Origin of the sequence: Motilibacter aurantiacus, assembly GCF_011250645.1 — a bacterium.
GTDB classification, from domain to species: Bacteria; Actinomycetota; Actinomycetes; order Motilibacterales; family Motilibacteraceae; genus Motilibacter_A; species Motilibacter_A aurantiacus.
In genome coordinates, this window is the sequence record NZ_JAANNO010000001.1 from 73,894 (window position 1) to 96,282 (window position 22,389).

A 22,389-nucleotide genomic window follows, 5' to 3' on the forward strand; every position below is an offset into this window, starting at 1 on the left:
CATCCCCCCTGTCGCGTCGGACTACTGGCCGAGCAGGTCCTCTATCTCCTGAGTGGCATACCAGAGCAGCTCGTGCCCCTCCACCTGCTCGACCGTGAACGCCGCGTCCTCGTCGCCCGCGCGAGCCGCCGGCAGCGCCTCGAGCGCGGCGCGCACGTCGGCCTCGGCCTCCGCGTCGTCGACGTGCACGCTCGCGACGCGAGCGAGCGGGACCGCCTCGGCGACGCGCACGCCGGCCCGCCCGAGCCCCGCGTCCGGCCGCACCGCCGAGTCCGGCACGTCGGCCGCGACGACGACCCGGCGCAGCCGCGGGGCCTGCTCGGCCGCGAGCAGCTCGAGGGAGGCCGCGGCCGCGGCGTCGGAGGCCGCGTACTCGAGCTCCTCGAGGTCGCCCTCCGCGTACCACTCGCGCAGGGCCGGGGTCACCGCGTACGCCGCCAGCGGCGCCGGGCCCAGCTCCCGCTCCGCGGCGAGCCGGGCCAGGGCGGCCAGGGTCGAGGGCAGGTAGACGCGCACCTAGGCCACCTTCCGTGCCGTAGGCAGCTGGCGGCGCAGGGCCGCCGCGGTCGTACGCAGGCTCGTCTCCAGGACGCGCACGCGCCGGGCCGGGTCCATCAGGTTGGCCCCCATGGCCCGCAGGTCCTCCGGGCCGGGGGTGACCACGACGACCCGCGTGCCCTCCGCCGCGACCCGCCGGGCGTCGGCGAGCACGATCCGCGTCACCCGCCGCCGCCAGCGCCGCTCCGCCCGCTCCAGCGCGGAGGCGGGCCGGTCGGGGTGGGTGGAGGCCAGCGGCGCCACGACGTACAGCTCGTCGAGGCCCTGACCGGCGAAGAGGTCGACGCTCACCCCTGACCGGACGCCGCCGTCGACGTACTCCCGGTCGCCGATGCGCACCGGGGCGAACCACAACGGCGCCGTGCACGACGCCTCGACCGCGCGCCCGAGCGAGGCGGGCGGGGCGCCCTCCCGGCCGAAGACGACCCGCTCCCCGGTCGCGAAGTCGACCGCGGGGATCCAGACGTTCGGCCGCGGGGCCCACTCCCCCGGCCCGACCATGGCGTCCACCGCCGTGCGCAGCGCCGCCAGGCTGCCCCGGCCCCGCGGGGCGGCCGCCCACAGCGCGGTCACCCAGGGCACCTCGCCGCGGCGGCGCAGGGCGCGGGCCAGCAACGCCGGCGAGGCCGGCATGCGCCCCGGGCGGGCCGGGCGCGCCCCGCCGGTGCCGGTCTCGTGGTCCCAGGCCACGGTCAGCCCCTCCGGCAGCGGCAGCCCCAGGTGGAAGTCGCGCAACTGCTCGGCGCTCACGCCGGCGGCCAGGGTCGCGGCCACGACGGAGCCGGCGGACGTGCCGGCCAGCACGTCGGCGGCGCGGGCGTCGACGCCGAGCACCTCCGACAGCGCGCACAGCGCGCCCACCTCCCAGGCCGCGCCCAGGACGCCACCGGCCCCGAGCGCGACGCCCCGCGTCACCGCCACTTCGCCTCCCGCCTCGACACAGCTGCGTCATGCTGCCACGCGGCGCCACCCCCCGGCCGCATAGCCTTGACCCGCCGCCGAGTCGATCGAAGGAGAACGCCCCGTGCGCCTGCGAGCACGCCTGTCCGCCGCCCTCGTCGCCCCCGCCTGCGCCGTCGCGCTCGCCGCCTGCGGCGGAGGGTCCGACGACGAGCGGCCGCTCGCCGACCCGGCCCCGTCCCCCTCGGCCACCTCCGCGGCGCCGGCGCTCAGCCCCTCGCCCGAGCCGTCCGCACCGGTCGCGGGGACCGAGGCGCCCGGCGCGGCGCCCTCCGCGGCGGCGACGCCGACGTCGGCCTCGACCCCGCGCAGCACCCCGACGTACGCCACGCCGTCGGCGCCGGTCACGGTCTCGCCCAGCCCGTCCGACGCCGCAGCCGCCGACGACGTCGTGCGCGAGGTCAAGGTCACGATCGCCGGCGGGAAGGTCACCCCGCCGCCGAGCCACGTCGACGTCAAGAAGGGCACCGTCGTCCGGATCATCGTGACGAGCGACGTCGACGACGAGCTGCACGTCCACGGCTACGACGTCGAGGGCGAGCTGCCCGCCGGCAGCCCCGGCAGCATCGAGTTCACCGCCGACGAGACCGGCAGCTTCGAGGTCGAGACCCACGAGTCCGGGCTCCTGCTCTTCCAGCTCCTCGTCAAGTGACCGGGCTGTCTGGCGCGCCGCTCCCCGCGGACGCCGTGCTGGCGCACGGGATCGGTGGACGCCAGGACCTCCCCATCCCCTTCTCCTACGCCCTGATCGGCGCCGCCCTCGCGCTCGTCCTGTCCTTCGTCCTGCTCGGCGTGCTGTGGCGCAACCCCAAGCTGACCGGTGAGCGGGCCGGCCTGCCGCTGCCCGACAACGTCGCCCGCGTGCTCGACTCGCCCGCCCCCGCCTGGGTGCTGCGCGTCGTCGGGCTGGTCGTCACCGCGTGGTTCGGGACGTCGCTGCTGTTCGGCGAGGACATCGCGACCAACCCGGCGCCCTACGCGATCTTCATCCTGCTGTGGATCGGAATCGTCCCGCTGTCGGTGCTGTTCGGGCCGGTCTGGCGCTACCTCAACCCGCTGCGCACCCTGCACGCGCTGCTGGCCACCGCGTTGCGGACCCGGCCCGAGGACGGCCTCTACGCCCTCTCGCCCCGTGTCGGGTACTGGCCCGCCGCGGTCGGGCTGTTCGCCTTCGTCTGGCTCGAGCTCGTCGCCCCCGACCGGGCCACCCTTCCGGTGCTGCGTGCCTGGGTCGCCGCCTACGCCGGCGTCCACCTCATCTGCGCCGCGGTCTTCGGCTCCCGTTGGTTCGACCGCGGTGACGCGTTCGAGGTCTACTCGGCCTTCTTCGGCAAGCTCAGCCCGCTCGGGCGCCGCGAGGACGGGCGGCTCGTGCTGCGCAACCCGCTCGACGGCATGGCGTCGCTGCGCCCCGCGCCCGGCCTGGTCGCGGTCGTCGCGGTGATGCTCGGCTCGACGGCCTGGGACTCCTACTCAGGCTCCACGCGGTGGGTGTCGTACGCCCAGCAGGCCGAGCACCGGACGCTCGTCGGCACGCTCGGGCTGCTCGGCGCGGTCGTCCTGGTGGGGCTCGTGCTGGTCGCCGCCGCCCTGCTCGCCGGGCGCCTCGGGCACGTCGAGCAGTCGGGCCGCGAGCGCGTGCCGCTGCGCGAGGTCCCGGGAGAGTTCGCGCACACCATCGTGCCGATCGCGCTCGGCTACGTGGTCGCGCACTACTACTCGCTCTTCGTGCTCGAGGGCCAGCGCACGCTGATCCTCGCCACCGACCCCGTCCAGTCGGGGGCGGACTACCTCCGGCTGCGCGACGCCGCCATCCAGGCGTCTTTCATCACCCCCACGAGCGTCTCGGTGATCCAGGTCGTCGCGGTCGTGACCGGCCACGTCCTCGGGGTCGTGCTGGCCCACGACCGCGGGGTACGCCTCTTCCCGCACGCGCGCGCCGTGGCCGGCCAGCTGCCGCTCCTCGTCGTCATGGTGGGCTACACCTGCGCGGGGCTCGCACTGCTGCTGGAGTAGCGGCTCGTCCTCGCTGGTCCTCGCGCGGGGCTCGCGCTGCTGCTGAGCAGCGGCTCGTCCTCGCTGGTCCTCACGCTGGTTCTCACGCGGGGCGTCGGCGCCGCAGCCGCCGCCGCTCGGGCTCGGCCGCGCCGACGAGCTCGGACGCGAGCCGCTTGAGCGGCCCCCGCGCCGCCGACCCGGGGGCCTGGTCGGCCAGCGTCCGGCCGGTGAGCAGCGCGCTGTCGAAGGCGGCCCGGTCCTCGGGGACGAACACGCAGTCGCGCAGCCCCGCGTACCGCTCGAGCGCGTCGGCGAGCTGACGCTCGGGGTCCGGGCCGACCGGAGCGCGGCGTACCCGGTTGACGACGACCCGCAGCACGGCGCCGGGCACGAGCTCGCGCAGGTCGGCGAGGGCCCGGACGAAGCGCTGCACCCCGACCGCGTCGGCCGAGCAGACCGCGACGACGACGTCGGCCAGCTCCAGCGTCGTGAGCGTCGCGCCGTTGCGGCGCGGGGCCGCCGTGTCGAAGGACAGCTCCTCGTCCTGCTCCAGGCAGAACCCGCAGTCGACGACCACGAGCCGGGCGAGCTGCCGGGCGAGCGCGTAGACCTGCTCCAGGCCCGCCGGGCGCAGCTCCGGCCAGCGGTGCGCGCGCGGGATGCCGGTGAGCACGCGCAGCCGCGGGTCGACGACGGGCGCGAGCCGGGCCAGGGCGGGCGCGTCGAGCGCCCCGGTCCCCGCCATCCGGGCTGCGGCCGCCAGGCCCGGCGACTCGTCGAGCAGGCCGAGGCACTGGGCGACGACCCCGCCGTAGACGTCCGCGTCGGCCAGGACCGTGGGCACACCGAGCCGGGCGGCCTCGCTGGCCACCGTCACCGCCACGCTCGTCCGCCCCGGTGCCCCTGCCGGCCCCCACACGGCGACGAGCCGGCCCGGGGCAGCGTCCGGGGCCGCCTCGGCTTCCGCCTCCGGCTCGGCCGGCTGCTCCTCGCCGCCGGGCAGCGAGCGCAACGGCTCGGCGTACGCGAGGGCGGGCCGGGGCGCGGCACCCTCCGTCTGCGCCAGTTGACGCACGGCGCGGGTCACCGCCGCGGTGACCGCCTCCGCCCCGGCCTCGACAGCGACCACCACGTGGACGCCGAGGGCGCGCAGCCTCCGCTCGGCCTCCCGGTCGTTCCCGGGGACGACTCCGACGGCGGCCACGCCCGCGGCGGCGAGCCGCGCCACCGCGTCCCGGTCGAGCCGGCGCAGGTCGGCCGAGAGCAGCACCGCCGAGCCGGTGCCGGAGGCCGCGGTGGCCAGCAGGTCCGCCAGGTCGACGCACCGACGTACCACCGTGACCCCGGGGGCCTCGTCCAACTGGGCCACCAGGCCCGCCTCCCACGCCGCACCCGGCAGCGCGGTCACCACCTCGATGACGAGCCCGCCTCCAGGCCGGCCGACCCGGTCGGCACCCGGACCAGCTGGACGGGCCCGGCGGCCGCCGCGCGCAGCAGGCGCCCCACGTCCTGCGTCGGCACCTGCAGCTGGACCGTCGAGCCGGCGCCGCCGCCGAACGCGCCGCCCTCGGCGCCCAGGCCGAGCACGGCGACGGCGCGCAGCACGGGCGCCAGCCCGCCGGCCCCGGCCGCCTCGGTGACTGCAGGCAGGTCGCGCGCCTCGGGCGACCCCTCGTCCGGCACCTCGGCCGCGGCGCGCGCGGCCGCGGCGCCCGCGCCCTCGTCCACCACGTAGACGTCCACGACGGCGTGCTGGTCCAACCCGACCACCGAGGCCTCGGTGACCTCGACCGGCACGGCCCGGTAGTCGCGCGCCTGCCCACGGGCCACCGCGGCGACCGGGAGGAGCTCGCCCTCCGCGACCGGCCGGGTCGCCACCAGCCCGGAGGGGTCGACCGCCGTCGGGACGTAGCGGTCGAGCCGGCCCTCGATGCGCACACGCCGCGGCTCGAGGTCGGCCGGCCCGATCGCCGCGGACGCCGCCACGTCGTGCCGCACCGCCCACACCGCCACGGTGTCGTCGGCGGCGGCCACCACGCGCGCCCCCACCACGACCGAGGTGAGCACGAGCAGGACGCCGACGACGAAGCGCACGTCGAGCCAGCGTGCACGCGGCAGTCGGGCTGCGGGAGGGGTCGGCAGGTCCGCCACGGACGGCTCCTCGGTCTGGTCTGCGGGCGCCGACGAGCGCCCCAATGGCATGGTGCAGCAGCACCAGCCGGGCCCGCGGGCGCTGTCCACGGCCGGGTGACGCCCACGAGGGTGAGCAAGCGGGCCGAACCACCCGGGAGTGGCCCGAGGCTGTGCACGGCGCGGCACGGGCGCCGGCGGCTGCCACACTGGACCTGCCATGGCCGTGCAACGTCGCTTCCTGCAGCTCGCCGACGTCGCGGAGATCCTCAACATCTCCGCCTCGCAGGCCTACGCCCTCGTGCGCAACGGCGAGCTACCGGCCATCAAGATCGGCGGGCGCGGTCAGTGGCGGGTCGAGTCGACCGTGCTGGAGTCGTACATCCAGCGGCTCTACGACGAGACGCGCGCGTTCGTCGACGCGCACCCCTTCGGGGCCGGGGCCGAGGACGAGGCCGCGGGCGACTGACCCGCAGCGTGAGCCAGGGGCTCACAGGGCGCGGATGACCGCGAGCGCCGTGAACGGCACCGACTGCACCGTTCGCGGCTGACCGGCTCGGGCCTCCTCGGGCGTCCCCTCGCTGCTGTCGACGAAGTCGGCGCCCACGCGGTCGAGGGTGCCGGTCCAGCTCCTGCCGTCCACCGTCGTCACCCGGACCGTCGCGCGGTCGCGCACCAGCCCGCGCAGCGCGTTCCCGAGCGTCAGCCGGCCCGCCACCGCGGTCGCCGGGAGCGGCGCGGCTGCGCGGCCGGGAAGACCGACGACGCCCGTCACCGCCGACGCCGGCAGCAGCGCGTCCCGACCGTCCTCCTGCAGCAGCAGCCAGTCCGGCCCGACGTCGGCCAGCCGGCCGCGCACCACGCCCCCTCCTGCCGCCGTGACCGTCACCGCAGAGCCGACGGCCGCCCGTAGCCGGTCGGCGAGGCGGATCCGGGCCAGCTCCCGGCGCGTCCGGTCGGCGACCTCCGACTCGTGCTCGGCGCGCTCGGCCGCGTCGAGCTGGGCCTCCAGGTCCGCGAACAGCTCCTCCCACCGCACGCGCGCGTTCCTACCCCTCCTCGGGAACCCGAAGCAAGCCTCCCTTCGAGCGATTGAGCACGGGCTGCAGGACGACTACACAAGCAAACGCAAGCAAACGAAGGGATCAGCTCGTGCTCAGCACCCTCCGGCGCCTCACCCGCCGAGCCCTCGCCCTGGGCGGCTCGGCCGTCGTCATCGCATCGACGTGGCTTGTCGCCCTCTGGCTGCACCGCGTCAGCGCAGCGACGCTCGCGGCGGTCCGCGCCGCCGGCCAGGCCGAGCTGGAGCCGCTCGTCACGCTGACGGCGCTGGGCGGCGTCTGGCTCTGCCTGGGCTGGCTGGTGGCCGCGGTCCTGGTCAGTGCCCTGGCTGCGATGCCGGCGCTGGCCGGCAGCGTGATCGACCGGGTGGCCGGCGCCATGGCACCCCTCGTGCTCCGGCGGGTCGTTGCAGGCGCAATCGGAGCTTTCGTGGTCGTCGGGGTCACGGCCCCCGCTCACGCGGCCGACCCGGGTCATCGGGCAGGAACCGCGGCCTCTGCCGCTTCGGCCGCCACCGCTCCGACGGCCGGCCTACCCGCCCTTCTCGCGGAGCGCCCGGCAGCCCTGCCGGGGCTCCGCGGAGCGGTGCCCTCGGCCGATCGGCCGTCCGCGGTGCCGGGCATGGCGGCTGGGACGTCGGTGACCGTCATGCCCGGCGACACCCTCTGGTCGATCGTCGCCCGCGCCCTCGGCCCGCAGGCCGCACCGTCCGCCGTCGCCGACGCCTGGCCGCTGTGGTGGGAGGCCAACCGGAGCGTCATCGGGGCCGACCCCGGCCTGCTCCGGCCGGGCCAGGTCCTGACCCCGCCGATCCCCTGAACCGCGACTCCCCCTCGCCCGCGTCCTTCTGGAGAGCCTCCATGCCCAGCACCGCCTCGCTCCGCCCGCCCGCCGCGCCCCGACGGTTGCCGGCCCCCCGCTGGGAGCCGCCCTACGACGACGAGGGCGCCCCCGCCGCACGACGTACGCCGCCCGGGCAGATCGCGCTCGCGCTCGCCTTCCCGCTGCCGACCGGGCTGCCGGCGACCCCGGACGTCCCACGACTGCGGCTCGTCACGGACGAGGAGGACGGCTTCGGACGGCGGCCGACCGGGCGTGCCGAGCTGCCCGAGCCGCGCGAGTGGGCGGCCCGCCTCGTCCAGGCCGTGGTGGAGGTGCTCGGAGGCGAGCGCCCGCCGGCGCAGCTGCTGCGCTGGACGAGCGAGGAGGTGTACGCCCGGGTGCGCTCGTCCGCGGCACCTCCCCGGCGGGCGGCCGCGACCCGAGCGCGTGCCCACGTCCGCTCGGTCCACGTGTGCGAGCCGGAGGACGGCGTCGCCGAGGTGGCCGCGGTCATCGTCCGCAGCGGGCGGGCGCAGGCGCTGGCGCTACGGATGGAAGGCCTCGACGGCCGGTGGCAGTGCACCACGCTCGACGTGCTGGTCCCCGACACGGTGACGGGAGCCTCCCCGCAGGAGGCGGCCGGGAGCGGGGCCGCGCCCGTGCAGCCGGCAGCGGGCTGACCCGCCCCCGACGCGACGGGCCCGGCACCGGGGTCGGCGCCGGGCCCGTCGGACGGGTCGTGCTAGAGCGTCTCGCGCACCTTGGGGTCGCCGTGGCAGCGCTTGAACTTCTTGCCCGAGCCACAGGGGCACGGGGCGTTGCGCGAGACCTCCGCGTAGTCGCCGTCGACCGCGCCCGCTCCGCCGTCGCTCGAGCGGGTGGGCTCACCACGGCCGGCCTCACCGTCGACACCAGGTGCGGTGTACTCCAGGCGTGCCGGGCGCTGCGGGGCCTCGAGCCCCTTCGCCTTCACGTGGACGTGGTTGTCCTGGGCCGGGACGGCCGGCGGCTCGTCGGCGGCCTTCTCCAGCGAGGGAGCAGCCGGGGCGAGCTCCTCGCCGGCTCCGGCGTCAGGCGGCGCGGCCTCGGCGGCCGCGTCGGTCGAGTTGCTGAAGAGCATCCCCGCCGGCTGGGCCGGCGCGGGCTGCTCGACCTGGACCTCGAGGTGGAAGAGGAAGCCGACCGACTCCTCCTTGATCCCGTCCATCATCGCCGTGAACAGCTGGAAGCCCTCGCGCTGGTACTCCACGAGCGGGTCGCGCTGGGCCATGGCCCGCAGGCCGATGCCCTCCTGCAGGTAGTCCATCTCGTAGAGGTGCTCGCGCCACTTGCGGTCGAGCACGGACAGGACGACCCGCCGCTCCAGCTCGCGGGTGACCTCCTCGCCGAGGGTGGCCTCGCGGTTGTCGTACGCCTCCTGCGCGTCCTGCTTGATCCGCTCGACGAGGAACTCCTGGGTCACCCCGGAGCGGTCCCCGCCGGCCTCCTCCTCGATGTCCTCGACACTGAGGCTGATCGGGTACAGCGTCCGCAGCGCCGTCCAGAGCTGGTCGAGGTCCCACTCCTCGGCGAACCCCTCGCTCGTCGCGCCGACGATGTAGGCCTCGATCGTGTCGTCGATCATGTGCCGGACCTGCTCGTGCAGGTCCTCGCCCTCGAGGACGCGGCGGCGCTCGGCGTAGATCACCTCGCGCTGGCGGGAGAGGACGTCGTCGTACTTGAGGACGTTCTTGCGGATCTCGAAGTTCTGCGCCTCGCGCTGGCTCTGCGCGGACCGGATCGCGTTCGTGACCATCTTGGACTCGATGGGCACGTCCTCGGGGATGTTGAAGCGCGTGAGGAACGACTCGACGATCGCGGAGTTGAACAGCCGCATCAGGTCGTCCTCGAGCGAGAGGTAGAACCGCGACTCACCCGGGTCGCCCTGACGGCCGGACCGGCCGCGCAACTGGTTGTCGATGCGGCGGGACTCGTGGCGCTCGGTGCCGAGGACGTACAGGCCGCCCAGCTCGACGACCTCCTCGTGCTCGGCCTTGGTCGCCTCCTTGGCCCGCTCGACGGCGTCCGCCCACGCGGCCTCGTAGTCCTCGGGGGTGTCGACCGGGTCCAGGCCCTGCCGGCGCAGGTCGAGGTCGGCCTGGAACTCGGCGTTGCCGCCGAGCACGATGTCGGTGCCACGGCCGGCCATGTTCGTGGCGACGGTGACGGCGCCCTTGCGCCCGGCCTGGGCGACGATCGCGGCCTCGCGCTCGTGGTTCTTGGCGTTGAGGACCTCGTGCGGGACGCCGCGCTTTTTCAGCAGGTTGCTGAGGTACTCGGACTTCTCGACGCTCGTGGTGCCCACGAGGACCGGCTGCCCCTTGTCGTGGCGGGCGACCAGGTCGTCGGCGACCGCCTCGAACTTGGCTTCCTCGGTCTTGTAGATCAGGTCCGACTGGTCCGCGCGCTGCGCCGGCCGGTTGGTCGGGATCGGCACCACGCCCAGCTTGTAGATCTGGGAGAACTCGGCGGCCTCGGTCATGGCCGTACCGGTCATGCCGGAGAGCTTGTCGTACTGGCGGAAGAAGTTCTGCAGGGTGATCGTGGCGAGCGTCTGGTTCTCGTCCTTGATCGGCACGCCCTCCTTGGCCTCGATGGCCTGGTGCATGCCCTCGTTGTAGCGCCGGCCGGCCAGGATGCGGCCGGTGTGCTCGTCGACGATGAGGACCTCGTTGTCGATGACGACGTAGTCCTTGTCGCGCTTGTAGAGCTCCTTGGCCTTGATGGCGTTGTTGAGGTAGCCCACGAGGGGCGTGTTGGCCGACTCGTAGAGGTTGTCCATGCCGAGCCAGTCCTCGACCTTCTCGACACCGGACTCGAGGACGCCGACCGTGCGCTTCTTCTCGTCGACCTCGTAGTCGCCGGAGATGCCCTTCTCGGTGTCCCCGCGCTTGAGCCGGCGCACGATGGTCGCGAACTCGGCGTACCACTTGGTCGCCTGGTCGGCCGGGCCGCTGATGATGAGCGGCGTGCGTGCCTCGTCGATCAGGATCGAGTCGACCTCGTCGACGACGGCGAAGTTGAAGCCGCGCTGCACCAGCTCGTCGCGCGACCACGCCATGTTGTCGCGCAGGTAGTCGAAGCCGAACTCGTTGTTCGTGCCGTAGGTGATGTCGCAGTTGTACGCGGCCCGCCGCTCGACGGGCGTCATCTGCGACAGGATCGTGCCGACCGTGAGGCCGAGGAAGCGGTGGACGCGGCCCATCCACTCGGAGTCGCGCTCGGCGAGATAGTCGTTGACGGTGACGACGTGGACGCCCTTGCCCTCGAGCGCGTTGAGGTAGGCGGGCAGCGTCGAGACCAGGGTCTTGCCCTCACCGGTGCGCATCTCGGCGATGTTGCCCATGTGGAGCGCGGCGCCGCCCATCAGCTGGACGTCGTAGTGGCGCTGGCCGAGCGTCCGCTTGGCCGCCTCGCGGACGGTGGCGAACGCCTCCGGCAGCAGGTCGTCGAGGGTCTCGCCCTCGGCGAGCCGCTTGCGGAACTCGTCGGTCTGCGCGCGGAGCTCCTCGTCGGACATCGCGACGAACTCGTCCTCGATGGCGTTGACCTGCTTGACGATCCCCTGCAGCTTGCGAAGCGTCTTGCCCTCGCCAGCGCGGAGGAGCTTGTCGAGGATCGCGGGCACGCGGGCGGCTCCTAGCACTCGGTGCCGTCCCGTCCCGCCGCTCCCAGAGCTGGGCTCGGCGACGAGCACGACGACGGCCGGCGCCGCGGTGGCGCCTTAGCTCGTCATGCTATGCCGCAGAGGGGGTACATGGTCGACGTGCCGGCGAACCCGCCCGGCTACGCTTCGCGGTGACGGTGGCCGTGGAGCGGCCCGCCGGCTCCACCACTACGGAAGGACCTCGATGGCTCAGGCGAGCAGCCGCGGACGCCCGATCTCCTGGGCGTGGGTGTTCCTCATGCTGGCCTTCTTCATCGTCGGCGGCGTCGGCCTGATCGCCAGCTCGTGGGTGGTCTTCTGGATCGGCAGCGCCGGGTTCGTGCTCGTGGGCCTGGCCTCGCTCTTCACCGGCATCCTCAGCGACGTCCACTAGCGGAGCGCTGGCGAGCGCTCTGCTCAGCGGCGAGCGCTCGCAGGCGCGCTGACGGCACCGGGCGGCACGGCCACCGGGACTGCCGCCACGGCATCGGCGAGCGCGGCCGCGAGGTCCCCCCGCGGCGCGACGGCGACCTCCTCCAGGTCGAGCCACCCGGCGAGAGCGCTCAGCTCCCGGGCCAGCTGGCCGGGAGTGTCGTCCGGAGCGGCGGGCTCGACGTGGGCGGCCTGGACCCGCAGCACGCCCGCCTGTCGGTCGGCCTTGAGGTCGACCCGGGCGACCAGCCGGTCCCCCAGCAGGAACGGCAGCACGTAGTAGCCGTGGACCCGCTTGTCGGCCGGCACGTAGATCTCGATGCGGTAGCGGAAGCCGAACAGGTCCTCGGTGCGCGAGCGCTCCCACACCAGCGGGTCGAACGGCGCGAGCAGGGCCCGCCCGGTCGCCGCGCGCGGCATGCGAGCGTCCCGGTGCAGCCATGCGGGCCGGTCCCAGCCCTCGACGGCGACGGGGAGCAGCTCACCCGAGGCTGCGAGCAGCCCGATGCCGGTCCGCGCATCGGCCGGCGCGAGCCTGAAGTAGTCGCGCAGGTGCCGCTCCGTCGCCACCCCGGTGGCCCTGGCCGCCACGGACACCAGCTGCGCGAAGGCCTCCGGCTCGGTGGGGGTGGGGGCTTCGACCACGGCCCGCGGCAGCGCCCGCTGCGGGGTGGCGTAGCGCCGCTCGAACTGCGCCGTGCGCCCCGCCGAGGTGATCTCGCCGGCGAAGAACAGGTGCTCGAGCGCCTGCTTGGTCCAGCTCCAGTTCCAGCCCCAGCTCTCCTTGGCCCGGGGAGCGTCGGCCTCCAGCGCCCGCTCGACCTGGGCCGCCGTGAGCGGGCCGCGGCGGCGTACCTCCTCGAGGACGGCGGCCACGAGCTCCGGGTGCTCGACGGCGACCCGGCGCATGCCGCCCCAGGCGTCCGTCTGCCAGCGGGCCATCCGCCACCGCAGGAACGGGAGCGTGCGGGCCGGGACCAGGCTGGCCTCGTGCGCCCAGTACTCGGCCAGCCGCCGGGGCGCGGCGGAGCTCGCGCGGTCCAGGAGCGAGCGGTCGTAGGGGCCCAGGCGGCTGAACAGCGGCATGTAGTGAGCGCGCACGAGCACGTTCACGCTGTCGATCTGCAGCAGGCCGAGGCGGTCGACGGCCGCCAGCAACTGACGTGTCCCGGGGGGCGCGGCCGGGCGCGGGCCGGCCAGCCCCTGGGCCGCGAGGGCCACCCGGCGCGCCTGCGCGAGGCTCAGACGCTCGGTTCGACGGGGCACGACGGGGATCGTGCCATCCGGCGCCGACAGGGCGCCGACGGGTCAGGTGATCTCGAGGAGCTTCTCGCGCACGGCGTAGACCACGGCCTCCATGCGGGAGTGGAGCTGGAGCTTCTCCAGGATGTTGCGCACGTGGTTCTTGACGGTGTTCTCGCTGATGTAAAGCTCTTTGGCGATGTCGCGGTTGTTCAGGCCGCGCGCCACCAGCTTGAGGACCTGCAGCTCGCGCTCGGTGAGCCGCGGGGCCGGGACCTGCTCGCGCTCGTCGCTCCGCTTGATCATGCTCGCGAACTCGGTGAGCAGCTTCGAGGCCATCGCCGGGCTGATCAACGACTGCCCGCTGTGCACCTTGCGGATCGAGGAGGCGACCTCCTCGATCGACACGTCCTTGAGCAGATAGCCCTTCGCGCCGGCCTTGATGGCCTCGTAGAGGTCGGCCTCCTCGTCGGAGATCGTCAGCATGATGATCTCCGCGCTCGGGACGACGTCGCGGATCGCGGTGCAGGCGTCGATGCCTCCTCGCCGCGGCATGCGTACGTCCATCAGCACGATGTCGGGCGCGAGCTCCGCGGCCAGCTTGACCGCCTCGCCGCCGTCCCCCGCCTCGCCGACGACCTCGATGTCGTCCTCCTGCGCGAGGACCATCTCCAGGCCCCGCCGGAAGAGCGCGTGGTCATCGACGACGAGGACCCGGATCGCGTCGCCGCTGATCGGTGAGCCGTCAGCCGCGCCGTCGTCGGCAGTGCCCGTCGTCCCAGCGTGTGCCACATGCAGCCCTTCGATCGACTCGCGTCATGATGACACGCGGGCAGGCAGGTCGGCCGCGAACACCGGCAAACGCCTCACCTCACCACCCGGCCGGGCAGGCCCGGCGGAGCCACCGCGACGTCGGCGGCCCCGCCGTGCCCCACCTGGCTAGGCCTGCTGCTCCTGGACGTCGAGGCCGATGACGCCGTAGTCCCACCCCTTGCGGCGGTAGACCACGCTCGGCCGGCCGGTCTTCGCGTCGACGAAGAGGAAGAAGTCGTGCCCGACCAGCTCCATCTCGTACATCGCCTGGTCGAGCGTCATGGGAGTGGCGTTGTGCACCTTCTCCCGGATCACGACCGGGCTCTCCCCGAGCTCGCCGTCCGCGCCCACCAGCCCGTCGGGCGACCGCTGCGTGTCCTCGGCGACGGCCGGCAGCCCGTCGTCCGTGGCCAGCAGCAGGCTCGCCCCGGGCTCCGGGACGCCCCACGACGCCGTCGCGGCCGCCACCGACACCGGCGTCTTGCCCCCGTGGTGCACGCGCCGGCGGTCCGCGGCCTTACGCAGCCGCGCCTCGAGCTTGGCCAGCGCGAGGTCGAGGGCGGCCGCCCGGTCGTCGGCGCACGCCTCGGCCCGCACGACCGGGCCGCGCGAGCGGACGGTGATCTCGACTCGCTCGCACTCGTCGGAGAGCCGCGGGTTGTGCTCCTGGGACACCTCCACGTCGATGCGCATCACCTTCGCATCGAAGCGCTCCACCTTCGACAGTTTCTCGACGGCGTGCCGCCGGAAGCGGTCAGAGACCTCTGTGTGCCGGCCCTTGACGACGACGTCCACGGAACCTCCTGGACTAGACGACGAGTCTGGTGCTGCTACCCAACGACGGCGGGGCTGCACCCCTCGGGCGCTCCCGAGTGACGAGAACCGCCGATCCTGGGGGCAAGTGGCACCCGCCCGGCCGACCTGGTCTTCGACCCCACATCCGCCTGCTGAGGAGTTCGCAGCCTCATGGCCACTACTGACCTTCTCCCGGGTCGGAGGCCATCTGGACCTCCGGCGGGGCAGGGCTTACTTCTAAGCCGCACCGTGATCGGTCGACGAGGAGTCGCCTTACGTGGGCCGTTTCGCCTGCGGCTGGCATCGGCTTGCCGGGGCCCTGGCGGGACGAGCGGAAGCTCGTCCGCGACAGCGGCTCCGGCGCAACCACGGGCCCGGGCGGGTGCCATGGACAGACGCTAGTCGTTTTCTCGCCGTCATGCGTCGCTCACGCTGAGCACACGCGTGCCGCCCGTCGTTCGCCGCCCGTTCAGCCCACCTTCCCCTCCGGCCGGCGGCGCGCGGTCGCCGCAACCGTCGCCACCACCAGGACGCGGGCGCCCTCCGCGCGGAGGGCGCGGGCCGCCTCCGCGAGCGTCGCGCCCGTCGTGATCACGTCGTCGACGACCACGACGTCGGCCCCCCGCACGAGCACCGCGAGGCGAGGCGGGACCGCACAGGCCCCGCTCAGGTTCAGCGCGCGGTCAGCAGCGCCCAGGCCGGCCGAGTCCGCGACCCGCCGCCGGAGCCGCAATACGGGCGCGACCCGCGCGCCGTGGCCCTCCTGCCGGGCGACCGCCGCCGCCCGCCGGGCCAGCACGCGCACGGGGTCACGGCCGCGGCGCCGCACGGCGGCCGGCGCCGAGGGGACCGGCACCAGGAGGACCGGGCCGTCCCCGGTCCGCGCCGCCTCCAGCCCGGCGAGCACGGCACGGCCGAGCGCCTCTCCCAGCGGGCCGGCCAGCGCCGCCCGGCCGTCCTCCTTGTACGCCGCCAGGACCTCGCGCACGGTCCCGGCGTACGCCGTGGTCGACCAGGACGGCGGCAGCCCGGGCGGCGGCGGCCGCGGGACGGCGGGCCGGCCGGCAGCGCCGAGCGCCGTCGAGCAGGCCGCGCAGAGCAGCGGTGTCTGCGGCGCCCGGCAGCCGGCGCAGGCGTCGTCGAGCACCAGCCCGGCGAGCGCACGCGCCGCGCGCAGGAGCAGGCCGCCCGGCAGGGCGGGTGCAGGAGCGGGAAGCACCAGGCCACTCTGCGCGCGAGCCAGGCCCGTGCGGGGCAGTGGAGGCGACCGGTGGACGGGCCCGGGCCGGCACCCCACCCTGTGGACGACCGGGTGCGTCAGCCGGCGTACGCGGGGTCGCGCACCCCCCGCCGCAGGGCGTTGGACAGCCCGGCGGGGGACTCGCGGAGCACGAAGACGCCACCGCGTCCGGTGGAGGCGCCCGCGAGCAGCGCCCCCTCGGTGCGGGTGGGAGGGGCGGTGACCTGGTCGACGCCGGCCGAGAGCGACTGCACCTCGGCCGGCGTGACGGTGCTGGGGGCCACGAAGAGCGCCCGCGAGTTGTCCCCCGACTCCACCAGCATCACCAGCGACGTGGGCGAGCGCCAGTCCAGGTCGTAGACCTGCTGCCAGGCTCCCTCGAGCGGCACCGGGGCACCGCCCAGCCGCATACCGGACTCCCCCTCGGGGGGAAGGACGGCGGCGACGACGACGCGGAGCTCGCCCCCATCGAGCGAGCGGAGCACGAGGGCGACCCGGGCACCGTCGAGAGCGGGCTCGACCTGCCAGGGCAGGTAGCCCTCCAGCAGCGCGGTCGGGACCTGCACGGCCACGGTGCCACCGCTGTCGGGCGGCGCGACGAGGACCGTCCCGGTCCCCCGGTCGACGGTCCAGACGTTGCCCTGGGCGTCGAAGGCAGGCGGCGCGAGCGGGCCGGGCCGGGCCAGGTAGAGCCGGTGCAGGGTCCCGTCCGGCTCCTGGACCTGCAGCCCGCGCTGGTCGTTGCTCAGGGCGGCCAGCCGCGGAGGCGTGGACGGCAGTGTCATGGCGGGGTGGCGCAGGCGACCGGGGAAGGCGGCCAGCTTGCCCGGTGCGACGCCCAGCGGGGCGTCCTTCATCGCCGGGTCGAGCGTCTGGAGCCGGCCCTCGCCGTCGATGACGAGCACGTTCGGGCCCGGCGCGAGCCTCTCGGGCACCAGCTCGTAGCCGCTGTCGAGCCCGGTCGCGTCGTACGTCGTCGCCCCGAGCGTCACCCGGACCGCGCCGTCCACCCCGGGGACGGCGCTCAGGCTGCGGCTCAGCTGGGCCAGCGCGAGGTCGCGCTGCGCCTGGGACAGCCCCGAGACCGGCCCGGCGAGCTCCACGAGGGCCTCGCCGCTGACGACGCTCGCGTCGAGCAGCCTGGTGCCCGCGGGGATCGCGCTGCGCACGGCGCCCTGCAGCCCGGGGCCCGGCCCCGCGAGCAGCCGACGGGTCAGGGAGGCAGCGAGGTCGTCGTCGCCCTTGGGCAGGTAGACCTGGTCCGGAACAAGGGCCCGCCCGCCCGGGTCGGCGAACCACACGGGCAGCGCGAGCATGGCCCGCTCGACCGCGGCCCGGGACAGCAGCAGGCCCTGGCCCAGGCTGCTGTAGCCGCCGGGGCCGCTGCCCTCGACGTCGGCCAGCCGCCACTCGGCGTCCCGGCCTGCCTCGTCGTCCTCGTCGTCGCTGCCAGCCGCGCCCGCCGCGCCCGCCACGTCCCCCGCGTCCGGGGCGTCAGCCCCTGCCTGCGCCGGGGCCGCGGTGTCGAGCAGGCGGAAAGCCACCTCGATCCGGGCCGGCGGGACCGGCCGGTACCGCCCGTCGGCATCGATCCGTCCCACGACGTCGGCGGTCATCGTCTGCAGCGGGCTGGTGGGCTGCGCCGCGAGGACCGGCGTGCCGTCGTACACGAGCACGCCGGCGGTCGGCTGCCACCGCTGCCGCGCCTCGGACGTGAGGAACTGGCGGGCGGTGGCGAAGTCCTCGTCGAAGCCGGACGAGGCCGCGAGGAAGCGCGCGACGACGTCGCGGGGCGTGAGCCCCGGCTCCGGGCCCGGTGCCTGCTGGTGCACGAAAGGCTGCTCCTGGCCCGCCCCGCGCTCCTCACCCGAGCTGCGGACGCGGGTGTCGGCGGGCACGCCCGAGCAACCGGCCAGCACGGCCAGCACGGCGACCAGCACCGGCGCCCAGCCGAGGCGGCGGCTACCCACGGTTGACCTCCGTCCGGCGGTAGGGCGCCCCCACTGCGAGCACCTGCGGCCGGTCCGGCCCGAGCGGGAGCGGCGAGCCCGCCACCTCCTGGCCGGCATGGCGCGGCAGCGTGAGGCGGAACTGGGCGCCGCGCCCGGGCTCGCCGTACGCCTCCAGCTCGCCGCCGTGCAGGTGGGCGTCCTCCAGCGCGATCGACAGCCCGAGCCCGGTGCCACCGGTCTGCCGGGCCCGGGACGGGTCGGCGCGCCAGAAGCGGTCGAACACCCGCCCGGCCTCCTCCGGGCTGAGCCCCACTCCGGAGTCCCGCACGGAGAGGGCGACGGCATCGTCGTCGGCCGCGACGGTGACCACCACCGGCTTGCCCTCCCCGTGCTCGATCGCGTTGACCACCAGGTTGCGCACGATCCGCTCGATGCGGCGGCCGTCGACGTCCGCGGTGCACGCCTGCTCGGGCACGACCAGCTCCAGCGCGCTGCCCCGGCGCTCGGCCAGCGGCTCGGTGGCGTCGAGGACGCGCCGGGCGATGGCCCGCAGGTCGCAGGGCTCGGGGTCGAGGACGGCAGCGCCGGCGTCGAAGCGGCTGATCTCCAGCAGGTCGGCCAACAGGTCTTCGAACCGGTCCAGCTGGGCCTGCAGGAGCTCGCTGGAGCGGGCGACGTCCGGGGGCGAGGTCGCGACGTAGCTGTGCAGGACGTCCGCAGCCATCCGGACGGTCGTGAGGGGCGTGCGCAGCTCGTGGGAGACGTCGGACACGAACCGGCGCTGCAGCCTCGAGAGGTCCTCCAGCCGGCGGATCTGGCTCTGCAGGCTGCGGGCCATGCGGTTGAACGACGCCGCGAGCCGCGCGAGGTCGTCCTCGCCCCGGATGTGCATGCGCTCCTCGAGCCGGCCGGCCGCCAGCCGCTCGGCGATCCGCGCGGCCATGCGGACCGGCGTCACCACGGTCCGTGCGACGACGTACGCGATCAGGCCGACGAGCACGACGAGCGCCAGCCCGGCGACGGCCAGGGTGCGGCGGACGAGCCCGAGGGTCTGCGCCTCCTGGTCCAGCGGGAAGACGTAGTAGAGCTCGTAGGGCTTGGGGCCGACCTGCAGGGCCGCGCCGACGATCAGCGACGGCACCCGGGTGCCGTCGCGGTCGTCGGCCACCGCGTAGGTCCAGTACGTGCGCCCGCTGGGCCGCGGCTGGCCCTGCAGCTCGCGGCGCAGAGCCGCGGGGATGGACTGCGGCCGGTTCACCCCGGAGGCATAGCTGGAGTAGACGTCCCCGGGCGGGTCGGAGTCCTCGTGCGGGCCGGCCAGCAGCAGCACCTCGCGCCGGCCGGCCTCACCGCCACCGCTGGCCAGCCGGCCCACGACGGCGTCGACGCGCGCGTTGACCAGCGTCGGCGTCCACTCCGAGTCCTGCGTCTGCTCGACCGTGGCCTGGGCGAACTGGAACCCCGACCGCGTCTCGGCCAGCGCGCTGTCGACCTTCGCGCCGAGAACGCCGTCGCGCACCCGGTCGAACAGGAAGCTCCCGAGGAGGGCGACGACGAGCAGGGAGAGCACCACGGTCGTGGTGACGACCCGCAGCCGGAGCCCGCGGCGCCACGCGGCGACCAGCCGGCGCCACGGCCGCGTCGGAAGCACGCGGTGCAGGAAGGGTGGGAGGTGCAGGCGCACGTGCCGCCGGCCTACGCCGGCCCCGCCTTGTAGCCCACGCCGCGCACGGTGACGACGACCTCGGGGTGCTCGGGGTCGCGCTCGACCTTCGCCCGCAGCCGCTGCACGTGCACGTTGACCAGGCGGGTGTCGGCCGCGTGCCGGTAGCCCCAGACCTGCTCCAGCAGGACCTCACGGCTGAACACCTGCCACGGCTTGCGCGCGAGCGCGGCCAGCAGGTCGAACTCCAGCGGCGTCAGGTTGATGGTCTGGCCGTCCCGCCGGACGCTGTGCCCGGCCAGGTCGATGGTGAGGTCGCCGATCTGCAGCCCCTCGGACTGCGGCTCGTCGGTGCGGCGCAGGCGGGCCCGCAACCGGGCCACGAGCTCCTTGGGCTTGAAGGGCTTGACGACGTAGTCGTCCGCCCCCGCCTCGAGCCCGACGACGACGTCCACAGTGTCGCCCCGCGCCGTCAGCATCACCACCGGCACCCCGGACTCGGCCCGGATCTGCCGGCAGACGTCGATGCCGTCGCGACCGGGAAGCATCAGATCGAGCAGCACGAGGTCCGGGCGGGCGGCACGGAACGTCGCCAGCGCCTCGTCGCCGTCGGCGCAGAACACGGGCTCGAGACCCTCGGACCGCAGCACGATGCCGAGCATCTCCGCCAGGGCCGGGTCGTCGTCCACAACCAGGACTCGTCCTCTCACCCCTCCATCGTGCACCGCGCCCGGCGGTGCTGCCGCTGATCCACACCGACGGACGCTCCCGAACTCCTCCGCGCACCCCCTGTGGACGGCGGCGCACCGTCCCCGACGGGCTGCGCGGGAGGGGCCGTGAGCCGGGCACATGGGAGGATCGGGGGAGGCAACGGCCGGTTCGCCCGGCCTCAGGAGCACGGACACAGGGGTGGGCCAGGGCATGGCCGTAGGCGGGAACGAATGGCCGTAGGCAGAGACGACGAGCCCGGCGGGCAGCCGGGAGCGGAGGGCTGGGCGCCACCGGCCGAAGGCGTGCCGCCGTCCGCACCGCCGTCCGCGGCCCAGCCCCCGAGCGGCCCGCCCGGCTACGGCCCGCCCCCACCGCCCGGCGGCGGCTGGGGCTCCTCCCCGTACGGCCCGCAGGGCTACGGCTCGTTCGCCGCCGCGTACCCGCCGGTCCCCCGCCCGGGCGTCGTTCCGCTGCGCCCGCTGGGTGTCATCGAGATGCTCGACGGCGCGATCCAGACGGTACGCCGCCACCCCCTGCCCACCCTCGGCCTCGCCGCTGCCGTGTCCGCCGTGGCGACGTTGCTCACGGTGCTCGTGACCGTCGCCTTCCTGCCGGAGGAGTCGGCGCTGTCCGACGAGCCGACGACCGACGAGGTCCTCGACTACTTCGGGGGCGTGCTCTCCACGCTCGGCGTGACCCTCGTGTTCTCGCTCATCGCGCAGGTCGTCCTGACCGGCATGCTGACCGTCGTCGTCGGGCGCGCCGTCCTGGGCCGCAGCGTCGACCTCGGCACCGCGTGGCGCGAGGCCCGTGGCCGTCTCCCCACCCTGCTGGCCATCGCGCTCGCCGTGCCGCTCGCGTCCCTCGTGCTGTTCGCGGCGGCCGTCCTCATCGGAGCCCTCGTGGCCTGGGCCACGGTGGAGGGGCTCGGGGTCCTGCTTGGCGTCCTGCTCGGTGTCGGTGCCGTCGTCGCCGTCGTGTGGATGGTCGTCGTGACCGCGGTGGCCGGCCCGGCCGCCGTCCTCGAGCGCGACGGCCCGGTCAACGCCTTCCGCCGCTCGTACCGGCTGGTGAGCGGGACGTTCTGGCGGGTGCTCGGGATCTGGCTGCTCATCCAGGTGCTCTCGTTCGTCGTCAGCGGCGTCTTCGCCGTTCCCGGCCTCGTCACCGCCGGTGTCGCCGCCGAGCTGCTCGACGCCGACAGCACGGACCTTGTGCCCCAGCTGCTCGTCGGGGTGTGGGAGGTGCTCGGCAGCACCCTCGCCTACCCGGTCGTGGCTGCGGCCACGGCGCTGGTCTACGTCGACCTGCGCATGCGCAAGGAGGGCCTCGACATCGAGCTGACGCGGGCGGCCGGGCTCGGCCCGCGCACGGACTCGGCCACGCCCGGGACGTCGGGCTACTCCGGCGGCCCCGGCTACCCCGGCTACCCCGGCTACCCCGGCGCCCCGGGCTACCCCGGCGGCCCCGGCCATCCGGGCGGCCCCGGTGCTCCGGGCTACCCCGGCGCCCCGGGCTATCCCGGCGGCCCGCAGGGCCCGCCCGCGCCGCCGGTCCCGTGAGCCCGCTCCGCGCGGTGCTCGAGGTGCCGGTCACCCCGGACCGGGAGACCGCCCGCGAGCTCGCCCGCGACGAGCTGGCCCGCCGCGAGTACTCCGAGAACGAGCCGGGGCTCGTGAGCAGGGCGATCGCCTGGGGGTTCGACCGGGTCGCGGAGCTGCTCGACCGCGCGTCGGGCCCGGGCGGCGGCAGCGTGCTCGCGATCGTGCTGCTGGTGCTCCTGGTCGTCGCCGTCGGCGTCGCGGTCCGCTGGCGCGTCGGCCCGCTGGCGCGCACGGTGCGCGCCGAGCCGCTCCTTCGCGAGCAGGGCGTGACGGCGCAGGACTACCGGGCGGAGGCCGACCGGCTGGCCGCCGCCGGCCAGTGGCAGCCCGCCGTCCGGGCGCGGCTGCGCGCGATCATCCGCGGCCTGGAGGAGCGCGGGCTGCTCGACCCGCGCCCGGGCCGGACCGCCCACGAGGCGGCGTACGAGGCCGGTCAGCTGCTGCCGGGGCAGGCCGACACCCTGCGCCGTGGCGCGGACGTCTTCGCCGGCATCGCCTACGGCGGCGGGCAGGCCGACCAGCAGGCCCACGACCTGCTCCGGAAGGTGGACGACGACGTGCGCGCCGCCCGCCCGACCGTGGCGGCGCCGCCGTCGGCCGCACGGTGGGCGCTCCCCGGGGCGGACCGGTGACCGGCCCCGCTGACGAGCCGCTGCTGGCCGGCCCGACCCAGCCGGCCGAGACACGACCGGCTGGGACACGACCGGCTGGGACACGACCGG

General features: G+C 75.3%; 21 protein-coding genes. 8 read left to right on the top strand and 13 right to left on the bottom strand.

The window, feature by feature from the left end; all coding sequences use genetic code 11:
- Nucleotides 1-21: 21 nt before the first annotated feature.
- Together G9H72_RS00360 and G9H72_RS22700 are read right to left on the bottom strand one after the other, a co-directional pair.
- Nucleotides 22-516 (bottom strand): DUF6912 family protein, encoded by a 495-nt coding sequence (locus G9H72_RS00360; protein WP_166166048.1) that lies wholly within the window; start codon nucleotides 514-516, stop codon nucleotides 22-24.
- A complete protein-coding gene (locus G9H72_RS22700) occupies nucleotides 517-1,479 on the bottom strand; it encodes a patatin-like phospholipase family protein (RefSeq protein ID WP_166166050.1) in 963 nt (320 codons plus the stop codon).
- A 103-nt stretch (nucleotides 1,480-1,582) separates the two neighbouring features.
- On the opposite strand from G9H72_RS22700, the gene G9H72_RS00370 reads away from it, so the two are divergent.
- Together G9H72_RS00370 and G9H72_RS00375 are read left to right on the top strand one after the other, a co-directional pair.
- Nucleotides 1,583-2,170 (top strand): cupredoxin domain-containing protein, encoded by a 588-nt coding sequence (locus G9H72_RS00370; RefSeq protein WP_166166052.1) that lies wholly within the window; start codon nucleotides 1,583-1,585, stop codon nucleotides 2,168-2,170.
- Nucleotides 2,167-3,534 carry a hypothetical protein gene (locus tag G9H72_RS00375; protein ID WP_231126156.1) on the top strand — a complete coding sequence of 456 codons (1,368 nt, stop codon included), beginning with the start codon at nucleotides 2,167-2,169 and terminating at the stop codon, nucleotides 3,532-3,534. The genes G9H72_RS00370 and G9H72_RS00375 overlap by 4 nt, the downstream gene beginning before the upstream one ends.
- Before the next feature lie 82 nt (nucleotides 3,535-3,616).
- On the opposite strand, the gene G9H72_RS00380 is transcribed toward G9H72_RS00375, so the two are convergent.
- A complete protein-coding gene (locus tag G9H72_RS00380) occupies nucleotides 3,617-4,924 on the bottom strand; it encodes an AAA family ATPase (protein ID WP_231126157.1) in 1,308 nt (435 codons plus the stop codon).
- Nucleotides 4,921-5,667, bottom strand: coding sequence for a hypothetical protein (locus tag G9H72_RS00385; protein ID WP_166165956.1), 747 nt, complete (start codon nucleotides 5,665-5,667; stop codon nucleotides 4,921-4,923). The genes G9H72_RS00380 and G9H72_RS00385 overlap by 4 nt, the downstream gene beginning before the upstream one ends.
- A 205-nt stretch (nucleotides 5,668-5,872) precedes the next feature.
- On the opposite strand from G9H72_RS00385, the gene G9H72_RS00390 reads away from it, so the two are divergent.
- The gene (locus G9H72_RS00390) at nucleotides 5,873-6,115 is read left to right on the top strand and encodes a helix-turn-helix domain-containing protein (RefSeq protein WP_166167617.1); all 243 of its coding nucleotides are present in this window, start codon (nucleotides 5,873-5,875) and stop codon (nucleotides 6,113-6,115) included.
- A gap of 21 nt (nucleotides 6,116-6,136) precedes the next feature.
- Here the strand turns inward: G9H72_RS00390 and G9H72_RS00395 are convergent, their stop codons facing one another.
- Nucleotides 6,137-6,685 carry a hypothetical protein gene (locus G9H72_RS00395; RefSeq protein ID WP_166166054.1) on the bottom strand — a complete coding sequence of 183 codons (549 nt, stop codon included), beginning with the start codon at nucleotides 6,683-6,685 and terminating at the stop codon, nucleotides 6,137-6,139.
- A gap of 113 nt (nucleotides 6,686-6,798) precedes the next feature.
- Between G9H72_RS00395 and G9H72_RS00400 the strand changes: the two genes are divergently transcribed.
- Nucleotides 6,799-7,527 (top strand): LysM peptidoglycan-binding domain-containing protein, encoded by a 729-nt coding sequence (locus tag G9H72_RS00400; protein WP_166166056.1) that lies wholly within the window; start codon nucleotides 6,799-6,801, stop codon nucleotides 7,525-7,527.
- 41 nt (nucleotides 7,528-7,568) lie between these two features.
- Nucleotides 7,569-8,210 (top strand): Rv3235 family protein, encoded by a 642-nt coding sequence (locus G9H72_RS00405; protein ID WP_166166058.1) that lies wholly within the window; start codon nucleotides 7,569-7,571, stop codon nucleotides 8,208-8,210.
- A gap of 62 nt (nucleotides 8,211-8,272) precedes the next feature.
- Here the strand turns inward: G9H72_RS00405 and secA are convergent, their stop codons facing one another.
- Entirely contained in the window at nucleotides 8,273-11,197 is a 2,925-nt protein-coding gene (secA, locus tag G9H72_RS00410) for a preprotein translocase subunit SecA (protein WP_166166060.1), read from the bottom strand.
- Between the two features lie 223 nt (nucleotides 11,198-11,420).
- Here secA and G9H72_RS00415 point away from each other — a divergent pair, with 223 nt between their 5' ends.
- Complete coding sequence (locus G9H72_RS00415) at nucleotides 11,421-11,609, top strand: DUF4175 domain-containing protein (protein ID WP_166166062.1); 189 nt, start codon at nucleotides 11,421-11,423, stop codon at nucleotides 11,607-11,609.
- A gap of 23 nt (nucleotides 11,610-11,632) precedes the next feature.
- On the opposite strand, the gene G9H72_RS00420 is transcribed toward G9H72_RS00415, so the two are convergent.
- From G9H72_RS00420 to mtrA, 7 genes are all read right to left on the bottom strand, one after another.
- Nucleotides 11,633-12,913, bottom strand: coding sequence for a winged helix-turn-helix domain-containing protein (locus G9H72_RS00420; protein WP_166166064.1), 1,281 nt, complete (start codon nucleotides 12,911-12,913; stop codon nucleotides 11,633-11,635).
- A 42-nt stretch (nucleotides 12,914-12,955) separates the two neighbouring features.
- Complete coding sequence (locus G9H72_RS00425; RefSeq protein ID WP_331271962.1) at nucleotides 12,956-13,624, bottom strand: response regulator transcription factor; 669 nt, start codon at nucleotides 13,622-13,624, stop codon at nucleotides 12,956-12,958.
- Between the two features lie 204 nt (nucleotides 13,625-13,828).
- Nucleotides 13,829-14,497 (bottom strand): ribosome hibernation-promoting factor, HPF/YfiA family, encoded by a 669-nt coding sequence (gene hpf, locus G9H72_RS00430; protein WP_166166066.1) that lies wholly within the window; start codon nucleotides 14,495-14,497, stop codon nucleotides 13,829-13,831.
- 469 nt (nucleotides 14,498-14,966) lie between these two features.
- Nucleotides 14,967-15,716, bottom strand: coding sequence for a ComF family protein (locus G9H72_RS22705; RefSeq protein WP_331271856.1), 750 nt, complete (start codon nucleotides 15,714-15,716; stop codon nucleotides 14,967-14,969).
- Between the two features lie 98 nt (nucleotides 15,717-15,814).
- Entirely contained in the window at nucleotides 15,815-17,707 is a 1,893-nt protein-coding gene (locus G9H72_RS00440) for an LpqB family beta-propeller domain-containing protein (protein WP_166166068.1), read from the bottom strand.
- The gene (mtrB, locus tag G9H72_RS22140; RefSeq protein ID WP_166166070.1) at nucleotides 17,700-19,340 is read right to left on the bottom strand and encodes an MtrAB system histidine kinase MtrB; all 1,641 of its coding nucleotides are present in this window, start codon (nucleotides 19,338-19,340) and stop codon (nucleotides 17,700-17,702) included. The genes G9H72_RS00440 and mtrB overlap by 8 nt, the downstream gene beginning before the upstream one ends.
- A gap of 44 nt (nucleotides 19,341-19,384) precedes the next feature.
- Entirely contained in the window at nucleotides 19,385-20,062 is a 678-nt protein-coding gene (gene mtrA, locus G9H72_RS00450) for an MtrAB system response regulator MtrA (protein WP_166166072.1), read from the bottom strand.
- Nucleotides 20,063-20,293: 231 nt separating this feature from the next.
- Here mtrA and G9H72_RS00455 point away from each other — a divergent pair, with 231 nt between their 5' ends.
- The gene (locus G9H72_RS00455) at nucleotides 20,294-21,625 is read left to right on the top strand and encodes a hypothetical protein (protein WP_166166074.1); all 1,332 of its coding nucleotides are present in this window, start codon (nucleotides 20,294-20,296) and stop codon (nucleotides 21,623-21,625) included.
- On the top strand, nucleotides 21,622-22,299 hold the full coding sequence (locus G9H72_RS00460; RefSeq protein ID WP_166166076.1) for a DUF4129 domain-containing protein: 678 nt from the start codon (nucleotides 21,622-21,624) through the stop codon (nucleotides 22,297-22,299). The genes G9H72_RS00455 and G9H72_RS00460 overlap by 4 nt, the downstream gene beginning before the upstream one ends.
- Nucleotides 22,300-22,389 lie beyond the last annotated feature (90 nt).